Annotated in this window: 12 protein-coding genes; 9 read left to right on the top strand and 3 right to left on the bottom strand. The window is 53.0% G+C overall.

Annotated features, from left to right (window positions below; translation table 11 throughout):
* Positions 1-54: 54 nt before the first annotated feature.
* The 6 genes from hisS (at position 55) to FDW92_RS07310 (ending at position 6,938) form a co-directional block, all read left to right on the top strand.
* Complete coding sequence (gene hisS / locus FDW92_RS07335) at positions 55-1,329, top strand: histidine--tRNA ligase (RefSeq protein WP_042306750.1); 1,275 nt, start codon at positions 55-57, stop codon at positions 1,327-1,329.
* 13 nt (positions 1,330-1,342) lie between these two features.
* Positions 1,343-1,963: a YfgM family protein gene (locus tag FDW92_RS07330; RefSeq protein WP_042306752.1), complete on the top strand. Its 621-nt coding sequence runs from the start codon at positions 1,343-1,345 to the stop codon at positions 1,961-1,963.
* A gap of 10 nt (positions 1,964-1,973) precedes the next feature.
* A complete protein-coding gene (gene bamB, locus FDW92_RS07325; RefSeq protein WP_042306755.1) occupies positions 1,974-3,152 on the top strand; it encodes an outer membrane protein assembly factor BamB in 1,179 nt (392 codons plus the stop codon).
* Positions 3,153-3,268: 116 nt separating this feature from the next.
* Positions 3,269-4,741 (top strand): ribosome biogenesis GTPase Der, encoded by a 1,473-nt coding sequence (gene der / locus FDW92_RS07320; RefSeq protein WP_038642605.1) that lies wholly within the window; start codon positions 3,269-3,271, stop codon positions 4,739-4,741.
* Between the two features lie 300 nt (positions 4,742-5,041).
* Positions 5,042-6,583 carry a peptide MFS transporter gene (locus FDW92_RS07315; RefSeq protein WP_042306756.1) on the top strand — a complete coding sequence of 514 codons (1,542 nt, stop codon included), beginning with the start codon at positions 5,042-5,044 and terminating at the stop codon, positions 6,581-6,583.
* Positions 6,584-6,722: 139 nt separating this feature from the next.
* Positions 6,723-6,938 (top strand): zinc ribbon domain-containing protein, encoded by a 216-nt coding sequence (locus tag FDW92_RS07310; RefSeq protein ID WP_072014717.1) that lies wholly within the window; start codon positions 6,723-6,725, stop codon positions 6,936-6,938.
* Here FDW92_RS07310 and xseA read toward each other — a convergent pair.
* The gene (gene xseA, locus FDW92_RS07305) at positions 6,935-8,308 is read right to left on the bottom strand and encodes an exodeoxyribonuclease VII large subunit (protein WP_042306758.1); all 1,374 of its coding nucleotides are present in this window, start codon (positions 8,306-8,308) and stop codon (positions 6,935-6,937) included. The genes FDW92_RS07310 and xseA overlap by 4 nt on opposite strands.
* A 160-nt stretch (positions 8,309-8,468) precedes the next feature.
* Here xseA and guaB point away from each other — a divergent pair, with 160 nt between their 5' ends.
* A complete protein-coding gene (guaB, locus tag FDW92_RS07300) occupies positions 8,469-9,935 on the top strand; it encodes an IMP dehydrogenase (protein WP_038642597.1) in 1,467 nt (488 codons plus the stop codon).
* A gap of 69 nt (positions 9,936-10,004) precedes the next feature.
* The gene (gene guaA / locus FDW92_RS07295; protein WP_042306761.1) at positions 10,005-11,582 is read left to right on the top strand and encodes a glutamine-hydrolyzing GMP synthase; all 1,578 of its coding nucleotides are present in this window, start codon (positions 10,005-10,007) and stop codon (positions 11,580-11,582) included.
* A gap of 108 nt (positions 11,583-11,690) precedes the next feature.
* On the opposite strand, the gene mscS is transcribed toward guaA, so the two are convergent.
* Both mscS and FDW92_RS07285 read right to left on the bottom strand, forming a co-directional pair.
* Entirely contained in the window at positions 11,691-12,569 is an 879-nt protein-coding gene (mscS, locus tag FDW92_RS07290; protein ID WP_042306850.1) for a small-conductance mechanosensitive channel MscS, read from the bottom strand.
* Positions 12,570-12,937: 368 nt separating this feature from the next.
* Positions 12,938-13,141 (bottom strand): YfgG family protein, encoded by a 204-nt coding sequence (locus FDW92_RS07285; protein ID WP_032939486.1) that lies wholly within the window; start codon positions 13,139-13,141, stop codon positions 12,938-12,940.
* 63 nt (positions 13,142-13,204) lie between these two features.
* On the opposite strand from FDW92_RS07285, the gene FDW92_RS23180 reads away from it, so the two are divergent.
* Positions 13,205-13,330 (top strand): hypothetical protein, encoded by a 126-nt coding sequence (locus tag FDW92_RS23180; RefSeq protein ID WP_227255164.1) that lies wholly within the window; start codon positions 13,205-13,207, stop codon positions 13,328-13,330.
* Positions 13,331-13,365 lie beyond the last annotated feature (35 nt).

Raw genomic sequence — 13,365 nt, 5'->3', positions numbered from 1 at the left:
TATTGTTCGGGTTAGCGCTGAGGGTTCATTTTTATATTCATAAAGAGAATAAACGTGGCAAAAAACATTCAAGCCATTCGCGGCATGAACGATTATCTGCCTGGCGAAACCGCCATCTGGCAGCGCATTGAAGGCACTCTCAAAAACGTGCTCGGTAGCTACGGTTACAGTGAAATCCGCTTGCCGATTGTAGAGCAGACCCCGTTATTCAAACGCGCGATCGGTGAAGTCACCGACGTGGTTGAAAAAGAGATGTATACCTTTGAGGACAGAAATGGCGACAGCCTGACTCTGCGTCCTGAAGGGACAGCGGGCTGCGTACGCGCCGGCATCGAACATGGTCTCCTGTACAATCAGGAACAGCGTCTGTGGTATATCGGGCCGATGTTCCGCCACGAACGTCCGCAGAAAGGACGCTATCGTCAGTTCCATCAGTTGGGTGTCGAAGTGTTTGGCCTGCAAGGCCCGGACATCGATGCTGAACTGATTATGTTGACCGCTCGCTGGTGGCGCGCGCTGGGTATATCTCAGCATGTCAGCCTGGAGCTGAACTCAATTGGTTCGCTTGAAGCCCGCGCTAACTACCGTGATGCGCTGGTCGCCTACCTGGAACAGCATAAAGAGAAGCTGGACGAAGACTGCAAGCGTCGCATGTACACCAACCCGCTGCGCGTGCTTGATTCCAAAAACCCAGAAGTGCAGGCGCTGCTCAACGATGCACCTGCGCTGGGTGATTATCTTGATGACGACTCTCGCGAGCATTTCGCGGGTCTGTGCAAACTGCTGGAATCCGCAGGGATTGCCTACACCGTCAATCAGCGTCTGGTTCGTGGCCTTGATTACTACAACCGCACCGTATTTGAGTGGGTTACCAGCAGTCTGGGCTCGCAGGGTACCGTGTGTGCCGGTGGTCGTTACGACGGTCTGGTAGAGCAACTTGGCGGTCGCGCAACGCCTGCTGTGGGCTTCGCCATGGGCCTGGAACGACTTGTTTTATTAGTTCAGGCAGTTAATCCGGAATTTATTGCCTCCCCTGTTGTCGATATATACCTGGTTGCTTCAGGCGCAGACACACAGTCGGCGGCAATGCGGCTTGCAGAACGTCTGCGTGATGAAGTTCCTGGTGTGAAACTGATGACCAACCACGGCGGCGGCAACTTTAAGAAACAGTTTGCCCGTGCCGATAAGTGGGGCGCCCGCGTTGCACTGGTACTGGGTGAGTCCGAAGTGGCTGACGGTACCGTTGTAGTGAAGGATTTGCGCTCTGGTGAGCAAACGGCAGTAGCGCAGGATGGCGTTGCCGCGCATTTGCGCACTCTACTGGGCTAAGGAGAAGGACAGCGTGGAAATTTACGAGAACGAACACGACCAGGTTGATGCGGTAAAACGCTTCTTTGCCGAAAACGGCAAAGCGCTGGCGGTTGGGATAATTTTAGGGGTTGGCGCGCTGGTTGGCTGGCGTTACTGGACCAGCCATCAGACGGAGTCCGCACGCTCTGCTTCTCTGGCATACCAAAATACGGTGACCGCGGTTAGCGCGGGTAAAGCGGATAGCATTCCTGCGGCAGAGAAATTTGCCGCAGAGAATAAAAATACCTACGGCGCGTTAGCTTCACTGGAACTTGCGCAGCAGTTTGTTGACCAAAATGAACTTGAGAAAGCCGCCAGCCAGCTGCAACAAGGCCTGGCTGCAACCAGCGATGATAATCTCAAAGCGGTGATTAACCTGCGTCTGGCTCGTGTTCAGGTTCAGCTTAAACAGGCTGATACCGCGCTGAAAACACTCGACACCATTAAAGGTGAAGGGTGGACGGCCATTGTTGCCGATCTGCGCGGTGAAGCGTTGCTGAGCAAGGGCGACAAACAAGGTGCGCGTAGCGCATGGGAAGCGGGTGTGAAAAGCGATGCCTCTCCTGCTCTGAGCGAAATGATGCAGATGAAAATCAATAATTTGTCCATCTGAGAGGGACCCGATGCAATTGCGTAAATTACTTCTGCCAGGGCTGCTTTCCGTTACCCTATTGAGCGGCTGTTCACTGTTTAGTGGCGAAGAAGATGTCGTTAAGATGTCCCCATTACCGGTGGTTGAAAACCAGTTTACTCCGTCTACGGACTGGAGCACTTCCGTGGGCAACGGTATTGGTGATTTCTATTCCAATCTTCATCCTGCGCTGGCGGATAACGTTGTCTATGCAGCCGATCGCGCAGGTGTCGTGAAAGCGTTGAACGCAGACGACGGCAAAGAAGTGTGGTCTGTTAATCTGGGTGAGAAAGACGGTTGGTTCTCCCGTGCATCTGCACAGCTTTCTGGCGGCGTAACCGTGTCCGGTGGTCATGTTTACATTGGCAGTGAAAAAGCGCAGGTTTATGCGTTGAATACCAGCGATGGTACCACCGCATGGCAGACGAAAGTCGCCGGTGAAGCGCTGTCTCGTCCGGTTGTGAGCGATGGCGTGGTATTAATCCACACCAGTAACGGTCAATTGCAGGCGTTGAACGAAGCTGACGGCGCCATCAAGTGGACCGTTAACCTCGATATGCCATCCCTGTCTCTGCGTGGCGAATCTGCCCCTGCGACGGCCTTTGGCGCAGCTATTGTTGGTGGTGATAACGGTCGCGTAAGCGCCGTGCTGATGCAGCAGGGTCAGATGATTTGGCAGCAACGTATTTCTCAAGCGACAGGCCCAACGGAAATCGATCGTCTGAGTGACGTTGATACCACGCCGGTTATCGTCAATGGCGTTGTTTACGCGCTGGCTTATAATGGTAACCTGACCGCGCTGGATCTGCGCAGTGGCCAGATTATGTGGAAACGTGAACTGGGCTCGGTGAATGATTTCATCGTCGACGGAAACCGTATCTACCTGGTCGATCAAAACGACCGCATCCTGGCGCTGACTACCGACGGCGGCGTGACGCTGTGGACGCAAAGCGATCTGCTGCACCGTCTGCTGACGTCTCCGGTATTGTATAACGGCAATTTAGTTGTGGGCGATAGCGAAGGCTACCTGCACTGGATTAACGTTGAAGATGGTCGCTTTGTTGCCCAGCAGAAAGTCGACAGCTCCGGTTTCCTGACTGAGCCAGTCTCTGCTGATGGTAAACTGCTGATCCAGGCGAAAGACGGTACGCTGTACTCCATTACGCGTTAATCGTCCTGGCCGCTCGCTTTGAAAAACGGCTCCTGGTGCAGGGGCCGTTTTACTGTTTTTAACAACGGCGCAAAATGTGCCCGTTGTCTGATGATTTTTTAAATGAGGCTTTAAACATGGTACCTGTGGTCGCGCTTGTCGGGCGCCCTAACGTTGGCAAATCCACGTTATTTAACCGTCTAACTCGCACCCGAGATGCGCTGGTTGCGGATTTCCCGGGTCTGACTCGTGACCGTAAGTACGGTCGTGCGGAAATTGAAGGCCGCGAGTTTATCTGCATTGATACCGGCGGTATTGATGGCACCGAAGACGGTGTTGAAACCCGCATGGCTGAACAGTCTCTGTTGGCTATCGAAGAAGCGGACGTTGTGCTGTTTATGGTGGATGCGCGTGCTGGCCTGATGCCAGCGGATGAAGCCATTGCTAAACATCTGCGTTCACGCCAGAAACCGACGTTCCTGGTGGCCAACAAAACTGACGGACTGGATCCCGATCAGGCGGTTGTTGATTTCTACTCGCTGGGTCTGGGTGAAATTTATCCGATTGCTGCCTCCCATGGTCGCGGCGTTCTCAGCCTGCTGGAGCATGTTCTGCTGCCGTGGATGGATGACGTTGCGCCGCAGGAAGAAGTCGATGAAGATGCGGAATATTGGGCGCAACTGGAAGCCAAAGAAAACGGTGAAGAAGAGCCTGAAGACGACTTCAACCCGCAGGATCTGCCGATCAAACTGGCGATTGTGGGTCGTCCGAACGTAGGTAAGTCCACACTGACTAACCGTATTCTGGGCGAAGACCGCGTGGTGGTTTACGACATGCCTGGGACCACGCGTGACAGCATTTATATTCCGATGCAACGCGACGAACGTGAATATGTGCTGATCGACACCGCGGGCGTGCGTAAGCGCGGGAAAATTACCGAAGCGGTAGAAAAATTCTCAGTCATCAAAACGCTGCAGGCGATTGAAGATGCCAACGTGGTCATGCTGGTGATTGATGCGCGGGAAGGTATTTCCGATCAGGACCTGTCGCTGTTGGGCTTTATCCTCAATAGTGGGCGCTCACTTGTTATTGTCGTCAACAAATGGGACGGCCTGACGCAGGAAGTGAAAGAGCAGGTCAAGGAAACGCTGGACTTCCGTCTGGGCTTTATTGATTTTGCGCGTGTACACTTTATCTCTGCACTGCACGGTAGCGGCGTCGGTAATCTGTTTGAATCGGTCCGCGAAGCGTACGACAGCTCGACCCGTCGCGTTAGTACCGCGATGTTGACGCGTATCATGACCATGGCGGTAGAAGATCATCAGCCGCCGCTGGTACGTGGTCGTCGCGTGAAGCTGAAATATGCCCATGCCGGCGGTTATAACCCGCCGATTGTGGTGATTCATGGTAATCAGGTGAAAGATCTGCCGGATTCATATAAGCGCTATCTGATGAACTACTTCCGCAAAACTCTGGACGTGATGGGGACACCGATCCGCATTCAGTTCAAAGAAGGGGAAAACCCGTTTGCGAATAAACGTAATACGCTGACGCCGACCCAGATGCGTAAACGTAAGCGTTTGATTAAACACATCAAAAAAAGCAAATAATTGTTGCTGATGTTGATAAAAACCCGCGCTTGCCGCGGGTTTTTTTTCGTTATTCCATCGCCAGCTTCAGCCCGTGCGATGTCAATCACTATTCGTTTTTTACCAAGTTTAAATCTAAGAAAGTAGACATTTGTCGAGTTTTCATCTTAAAGTCCGGGGGCTGGTACTTGACAAAACTAGCCTTAAGTTATCAAATGGTTAAATAACTTTTCGCCGCATGTAAAAAATCGGTCAGATACGTAACTGGCTGGCGTACATCGCGGTGTTTACACGCACGACGACATAACTTTCGGGAGAATTATGCAATCCTCTGTTAATCAAAAAGAAAGCCGAACTTTCTTCGGTCATCCTTATCCGCTCGGCTCGCTGTTCTTCACAGAGATGTGGGAGCGTTTCTCGTTTTATGGCATTCGCCCATTACTGATCCTGTTTATGGCGGCTACCGTCTATGACGGCGGCATGGGGCTGGCCCGTGAAAACGCCTCGGCGATTGTGGGTATCTTTGCCGGTACGATGTATCTCGCTGCGCTGCCGGGTGGTTGGCTGGCGGATAACTGGCTCGGCCAACAGAAAGCGGTATGGTACGGCTCCATCCTGATTGCGCTTGGTCATCTGTCGATTGCGCTTTCGGCCATTATGGGTAACAACCTGTTCTTTATCGGCCTGATGTTTATCGTGCTCGGTTCCGGTCTGTTTAAGACCTGTATTTCGGTCATGGTTGGCACATTGTATAAAAAAGGCGATGCGCGTCGTGACGGCGGTTTCTCGCTGTTTTACATGGGCATCAATATGGGATCATTCATCGCCCCCTTGATCTCCGGTTGGTTGATTAAAACCCATGGCTGGCATTGGGGCTTCGGTATCGGTGGTATCGGGATGCTGGTGGCGTTAATCATCTTCCGTGTGTTTGCCGTTCCGTCGATGAAACGCTACGACAGCGAAGTGGGACTGGACTCGACCTGGAACAGCCCGGTAGTGAAGCGTAACGGTGTGGGCGCATGGCTACTCGCGCTGGCTGTCGGTGTGGCGGTTATCGTTACGCTGATTGCGCAGGGCGTGATTGTGATTAATCCGGTCGCGGTTGCCAGCATACTGGTGTACGTGATTGCCGCCTCTGTTGCGCTCTACTTTATCTACCTGTTCATCTTTGCCGGCCTGAATCGCAAAGAGCGCGCCAGACTGCTGGTTTGCTTTATCCTGCTGGTTTCCGCCGCATTCTTCTGGTCGGCGTTTGAGCAAAAGCCAACCTCGTTCAACCTGTTCGCCAACGACTACACGAACCGTATGATCGGTGATTTTGAAATTCCGGCGGTCTGGTTCCAGTCGATAAATGCCCTGTTTATCATCCTGCTGGCGCCGGTATTCAGCTGGGCGTGGCCGAAGCTGGCGAGCATGAACATTCGCCCGAGCAGCATCACTAAGTTTGTTATCGGCATTTTGTGTGCGGCGGCAGGCTTTGGCTTGATGATGTTGGCGGCGCAAAACGTTCTCAGCAACGGCGGGGCGGGCGTTTCTCCATTCTGGCTGGTGGGCAGTATCCTGATGCTGACGCTTGGCGAGCTGTGTCTGAGCCCGATCGGCCTGGCGACCATGACGCTGCTGGCACCGGAAAGAATGCGTGGGCAGATGATGGGTCTGTGGTTCTGTGCCAGTGCGCTGGGTAACCTGGCCGCAGGTCTGATTGGCGGTCATGTGAAGGCTGACCAACTGGATATGCTGCCGGATCTCTTCGCTCGCTGCTCGATTGCGCTGCTGATCTGCGCCGCGGTCCTGATCGTCCTCATTGTGCCGATTCGTCGCATGCTGGAGAATACGCAAACTAAACCGGCAACCAGCGCCTGATAACACCTCGATTGTGCCGGGGCAGAGGCTATGCCCCGGTCATTCAATTGATGAGGTATGATGTTTTGTTGGGCCTGGGCGACATTCAGCGTAGCGTGTTAAACTCAACACAAGAATGGAGCCCTGTACTGGAGTTGTTATGTCTATCATTTGCCCGGATTGCCACGCTGAACTGGAACCACAAAACGGTGCGGCGCACTGTGAGAGTTGTCAAAAAGATCTTCAACTGGAAGCACGTTGCCCAGAGTGCCATCAACCACTCGAAGTACTAAAGGCCTGTGGCGCGATAGATTATTTCTGTCAGCATGGCCATGGGCTTATTTCGAAAAAACGCGTGGAGTATGTGCCGGTTTAAACCGGCTTTTTCTTCCGCGTTTTTTTCGCCGCCGTTACGCCCCTAACTTCGCTTTCCACCCAGCCATCTGCTAGTCGGGTGGTGATGACATCGCCTGCGCTGACCTGTTTGATCTGTTTCAGTACGCCGCCGCCAGTGGTGGTAGAAACGCTATAGCCGCGCGCCAGGGTCGCCAGCGGACTGACCGCTTCGAGATGAGTAACCGCATTACCAAAACGTTCGCGCTGTTCGCTGAGGCGCGCGCGAATGGTTTCGGCCAGGCGATATTCCAGTTGCTGGATACGGGTTTGTGCGCGATAAATGCGTGGCTGCGGGTTTTGCTGATTGAGACGTTGCAGCATGCGTTGCTGACGCTGATTTGCCTGTTTAATCTTATTTTCAAGCGCAAATCCCATCCGCTGGCGCAACCGCTCCAGCGACGTTTGCTGACGGGCCAGACGCAGCTGCGGATGCTGCTGTTGCAAACGGTGATGAAGCTGGGTAAATCGACGAGTACGGTTGGCGATGTAGTAGTCCATCGCCATTTCCAGACGCTGCTGGATGGACTGGATCTGACGCAACAACTCCTGCTGGTTGCGGCTGACAATTTCTGCCGCTGCCGACGGCGTCGGCGCACGCAGGTCGCCGACAAAATCAGCGATAGTGACGTCGGTTTCGTGGCCGACGGCGCTAACCACCGGAATACGGCTGGCAAAGATTGCCCGCGCCACGCGTTCGTCGTTAAAACTCCATAAATCTTCCAGCGAGCCACCGCCGCGCCCGACAATTAACACGTCGCACTCGCCGCGGGCGTTGGCCAGTTCAATCGCGCGCACGATCTGCCCCGGCGCATCGTCGCCCTGTACCGCGGTGGGGTAAATCACCACCGGCAGCGATGGGTCGCGGCGTTTTAGAACGTGGAGAATATCGTGCAGTGCCGCACCGGTTTTCGAGGTAATCACCCCGACACAGTGGGCCGGGGAGGGCAGAGGCTGCTTATTTTGCTGATCGAACAATCCTTCCGCCTGCAGTTTGGCTTTCAACTGCTCATATTTTTGCTGCAATAGCCCTTCGCCCGCAGGCTGCATACTCTCGACGATAATCTGGTAGTCGCCGCGTGGCTCATACAGCGTGATGTTGGCGCGCACCAGCACCTGTTGCCCGTGCTGCGGGCGGAATGTTACCCGACGGTTGCTGTTGCGAAACATCGCGCAGCGTACCTGGGCGGTGTCATCTTTGAGCGTGAAATACCAGTGACCGGAGGACGGCTGAGTGAAATTCGAGATTTCACCGCTGATCCACACTTGTCCCATCTCCTGCTCAAGCAGCAAACGAACCGTCTGGTTCAGGCGGCTTACGGTAAAAATTGAGGTGGTCTGAGAGGATAACATGTGAGCGGGATCAAATTCTAAATCAGCAGGTTATTCAGTCGAAAGTAACATGCTCACAGAGGAGCGCAAGGTTTTTTTGCAAAAAAGTGTGGATGCAATCGGTTACGCTCTGTATAATGCCGCGGCAATATTTAATAACCTCCCAGGTGAGATATTGCCCATGCTACGTATCGCAAAAGAAGCCCTGACGTTTGACGACGTCCTCCTCGTTCCCGCTCATTCTACCGTTCTGCCGAATACTGCTGACCTCAGCACCCAGTTGACGAAAACCATTCGCCTGAACATTCCTATGCTCTCCGCAGCAATGGATACCGTGACGGAAGCGCGCCTGGCAATTGCCCTGGCACAGGAAGGCGGCATCGGTTTTATCCACAAGAACATGTCTATCGAGCGCCAGGCTGAAGAAGTTCGCCGCGTGAAAAAACACGAATCTGGCGTGGTAACCGACCCGCAGACGGTGCTGCCAACCACCACCCTGCGTGAAGTGAAAGAACTGACCGAGCGTAACGGTTTTGCGGGTTACCCGGTAGTGACTGAAGACAACGAGCTGGTTGGTATCATCACCGGTCGTGACGTGCGCTTTGTGACTGACCTGAACCAGCCGGTTAGCGTATACATGACGCCAAAAGAGCGTCTGGTGACTGTGCGTGAAGGTGAAGCACGTGATGTCGTGCTGGCCAAAATGCACGAAAAGCGTGTAGAGAAAGCGCTGGTTGTTGATGACAGCTTCCATCTGCTCGGCATGATCACCGTTAAAGATTTCCAGAAAGCGGAACGTAAACCGAACTCATGTAAAGACGAGCATGGTCGTCTGCGCGTCGGTGCAGCTGTAGGCGCTGGTGCTGGTAACGAAGAACGTGTTGACGCGCTGGTTGCTGCGGGCGTTGACGTGCTGTTGATCGACTCCTCTCACGGTCACTCTGAAGGCGTGCTGCAACGTATCCGTGAAACCCGTGCTAAATATCCTGACCTGCAAATCATCGGCGGTAACGTCGCCACTGGCGCAGGCGCTCGCGCACTGGCGGAAGCTGGTTGCAGCGCGGTGAAAGTGGGTATCGGCCCTGGCTCCATCTGTACGACTCGTATCGTTACTGGCGTGGGCGTTCCGCAGATCACTGCCGTTTCTGACGCGGTTGAAGCGCTGGAAGGTACCGGTATTCCGGTTATCGCTGACGGCGGTATCCGTTTCTCCGGCGACATAGCCAAAGCGATTGCTGCTGGTGCCGCTGCCGTCATGGTTGGCTCGATGCTGGCCGGTACCGAAGAATCCCCGGGCGAAATCGAACTGTACCAGGGCCGCTCTTACAAATCTTACCGCGGTATGGGCTCTCTGGGTGCGATGTCCAAAGGTTCTTCCGACCGTTACTTCCAAAGCGACAACGCCGCTGACAAACTGGTGCCGGAAGGTATCGAAGGTCGCGTAGCGTATAAAGGCCGCCTGAAAGAGATCATTCACCAGCAGATGGGCGGCCTGCGCTCCTGTATGGGTCTGACCGGTTGTGGTACCATCGACCTGCTGCGTACGAAGGCTGAATTCGTGCGTATCAGCGGTGCGGGTATCCAGGAAAGCCACGTTCATGACGTGACTATCACCAAAGAGTCCCCGAACTACCGCTTGGGCTCCTGATAAGTTTCCGCGCCCGGTTTTAAACCGGGCGTTTTGTTATTGTTTCACTTGCCTCGGAATTATCGTCAAATGACAGACAATATTCATAAACATCGCATTCTCATCCTCGATTTCGGATCGCAGTACACCCAACTGGTTGCACGTCGCGTACGTGAACTGGGCGTCTACTGTGAACTGTGGGCATGGGATGTTACTGAAGCACAAATCCGTGAGTTCAACCCGAGCGGCATCATCCTCTCCGGTGGCCCGGAAAGCACCACCGAAGCAAACAGCCCGCGCGCGCCTGAGTACGTCTTCAACGCCGGCGTGCCGGTCTTCGGCGTCTGCTACGGTATGCAGACCATGGCAATGCAGCTGGGTGGCCACGTTGAAGGTTCTAACGAGCGTGAATTCGGCTACGCCCAGGTTGAGGTACAGACCGACAGCGCACTGATTCGCGGTATCGAAGATTCTCTGACCGCCGACGGCAAACCGCTGCTTGACGTGTGGATGAGTCACGGCGACAAAGTGACCGCGATCCCGGAAGGCTTCGTTACCGTTGCCAGCACCGAGACCTGCCCGTTCGCCATTATGGCGCACGAAGAAAAACGCTTCTACGGCGTGCAGTTCCACCCGGAAGTGACCCACACCCGTCAGGGCATGCGCATGCTGGAGCGCTTCGTACGCGATATCTGCCAGTGTGAAGCCCTGTGGACTCCGGCGAAAATCATCGATGATGCCGTTGTCCGTATTCGCGAGCAGGTTGGCGACGACAAAGTGATCCTCGGCCTTTCCGGCGGCGTGGATTCTTCCGTAACCGCCATGCTGCTGCACCGCGCAATCGGTAAAAACCTGACCTGTGTGTTCGTAGACAACGGTCTGCTGCGTCTGAACGAAGCCCAGCAGGTGATGGACATGTTCGGCGACCACTTTGGCCTGAACATTGTTCACGTGGAAGGCGAGCAGCGCTTCCTGGAAGCGCTGAAAGGCGAGAACGATCCGGAAGCCAAACGTAAGATCATCGGTCGAGTGTTCGTGGAAGTGTTCGACGAAGAAGCGCTGAAGCTGGAAGATGTGAAGTGGCTGGCGCAGGGCACCATCTATCCGGACGTGATCGAATCCGCAGCTTCCGCGACCGGTAAAGCGCACGTCATCAAATCTCACCACAACGTGGGCGGCCTGCCGAAAGAGATGAAGATGGGTCTGGTTGAACCGCTGCGCGAACTGTTCAAAGACGAAGTGCGTAAAATTGGTCTGGAACTGGGCCTGCCGTACGACATGCTGTACCGTCACCCGTTCCCGGGCCCTGGTCTGGGCGTGCGTGTGCTGGGCGAAGTGAAGAAAGAGTACTGCGACCTGCTGCGTCGTGCGGACGCTATCTTCATTGAAGAGCTGCACAAAGCTGACCTGTACAACAAAGTCAGCCAGGCGTTTACCGTGTTCCTGCCGGTACGTTCCGTTGGCGTGATGGGCGATGGCCGTAAATATGACTGGGTTGTCTCTCTGCGCGCGGTCGAAACCATCGACTTTATGACCGCACACTGGGCGCATCTGCCGTATGACTTCTTAGGCCGCGTCTCTAACCGTATCATCAACGAAGTGAACGGCATTTCCCGTGTGGTGTATGACATCAGCGGTAAGCCACCGGCTACCATTGAGTGGGAATAATATCCCTCTCTGTAAGCGGTTTCTGAATTCGTAATATCAAAAAACCCTCTGTTTATAGAGGGTTTTTTATTGCTCTCATTTCAGAAGGAAATTCTGATGGATGATGTTCTAATCAACCAGTTGAAGCTGAGGTTGAGAGTGGGATGCTACGTTCTCCACGCGAATATCCATCTGCGGATACGGCAGGTCAATATGATTAGCATCCAGGGCCTCTTTAATGTTTTCCAGCAAATCGTAATAGGTGTTCCAGTACTCAATATTAGGCACCCACACGCGGACGTAAAAATTGAGCGCAGAGGCACCTAACTCACCCAGACGAACGGTTACCCCTCGTTGCTTATCGATGCGACTGTCCTGCTCGATGATATGGTTAATCACGCGCTTAACATCTGCGATCCGACTCTGATAACCCACGCCAATCACAAGATCGATACGACGAAAAGGGTGGCGGGAATAGTTAATAATATTATCTGCGATGATCTTGCCGTTTGGGATCACCACTTCTTTGCTGTCAGCGGTGAGCAGGGTGGTAGAGAAAATGTGCACCTTTTCAACTGTCCCGGTGACTGCGCCAATCTGCACGATTTCTCCGGCGCGGAAAGGTCGCAGGGAAACCAACAGTACACCAGCGGCGAAGTTGGAGAGCGATCCTTGTAGCGCGAGACCAATAGCCAGTCCGGCGGCGCCAATGACGGCAATAATGGAGGATGTTTCAATACCGACTCTCCCCAACGCAGCGACCACGAAAAAGGCGATCGTGATGTAACGTACCAGGGCGGTGAAGAACTGAATGATGGTCCGGTCAACTTTACGTTTTAACAGCAACTTTTCCAGTCCACGGGAGAGTAGTCGAGAGATAAGTTTACCGATAAAAAGTAAAATCACGGCAGCAACGATATTCCAGCCGAATTGCATAACGGCATCGCTGTGCTCGGCGATCCACTCAATTCCGTTTCTTATTTTCGGGAATAATGAAAAACCATTCATAGTATTGCTCTGTAGTATTTAAAAATGTTAACAGTTCAAATAAGGTCTTAATTTCATACGAAATATTAATGTTATCGCCAGTGATATTTCCTGGTGATATTAATTAAAGACTATTTGAACTGACTTTATCTTTTTTATGTCCAGTAAACGGGAGCGTAAGAAATTAGCGCGAATGGTGCGGTGAAGCCGGATTAAAAGATTGTGTATTTGTGCGAAAAGCAGGGGATGATTATCTGTATTTTCAATGTGTGTCGAGGGCAAGATGATGAGTAGTGCCGTCACTCAAATCCCTTACCGGATGGTTAATTGTCAGGCGATTAGCCATCCGGTAAGGAATCTTAATGCTGGGGGATTACAGGCAAGCGCGATCAACGTACGTCGGTTTGCGTTGGCGATGTCTGTTGCGGCTGGGTTAACTGCTGAGATTCTTTTTTGTCCTGGTGGTGATGCCACGCACCAATGGCGGAGTAGACGAAGCGTCCGAAGAAGAAGAGAAAGCTGATAAGCAGTACGATCCGGATCATGCGACTGTTAAATCGGTGTCGTTTGCGTAGGCTGGTAACCTGGCTCACAAAAGGTTCCTTGTTGTGTACCCGACGAGGGGCGATACTTACATTAAGGCATACTGTGAGGGAATGGTCAATTCTTCGTTATGTAAAATTGCTTCAGTTGTTTTATCCTCTTATGTTATGAAAATTAATATTATTATTTACATGAATAATGAATTAACGATAAAAAACAATGAAAAGAGTAATAATTGATTAATGAGGGGTGTTTTTTTTGATATGTATCAAAC

It is taken from the genome of Citrobacter sp. wls706, from assembly GCF_005281305.1.
GTDB lineage: Bacteria > Pseudomonadota > Gammaproteobacteria > Enterobacterales > Enterobacteriaceae > Citrobacter > Citrobacter werkmanii.
The sequence above is the reverse complement of the archived record's forward strand: the minus strand, read 5'-3'. Positions and strand labels throughout refer to the sequence as shown.

Excerpts from the sequence above, each read along its gene's own strand:
- bamB (WP_042306755.1), top strand. The coding sequence starts at position 1,974 with ATGCAATTGCGTAAATTACTTCTGCCAGGGCTGCTTTCCGTTACCCTA.
- der (WP_038642605.1), top strand. The coding sequence starts at position 3,269 with ATGGTACCTGTGGTCGCGCTTGTCGGGCGCCCTAACGTTGGCAAATCC.
- FDW92_RS07315 (WP_042306756.1), top strand. The coding sequence starts at position 5,042 with ATGCAATCCTCTGTTAATCAAAAAGAAAGCCGAACTTTCTTCGGTCAT.
- FDW92_RS07310 (WP_072014717.1), top strand. The coding sequence starts at position 6,723 with ATGTCTATCATTTGCCCGGATTGCCACGCTGAACTGGAACCACAAAAC.
- xseA (WP_042306758.1), bottom strand. The coding sequence starts at position 8,308 with ATGTTATCCTCTCAGACCACCTCAATTTTTACCGTAAGCCGCCTGAAC.
- guaB (WP_038642597.1), top strand. The coding sequence starts at position 8,469 with ATGCTACGTATCGCAAAAGAAGCCCTGACGTTTGACGACGTCCTCCTC.
- guaA (WP_042306761.1), top strand. The coding sequence starts at position 10,005 with ATGACAGACAATATTCATAAACATCGCATTCTCATCCTCGATTTCGGA.
- mscS (WP_042306850.1), bottom strand. The coding sequence starts at position 12,569 with ATGAATGGTTTTTCATTATTCCCGAAAATAAGAAACGGAATTGAGTGG.
- FDW92_RS23180 (WP_227255164.1), top strand. The coding sequence starts at position 13,205 with ATGGTCAATTCTTCGTTATGTAAAATTGCTTCAGTTGTTTTATCCTCT.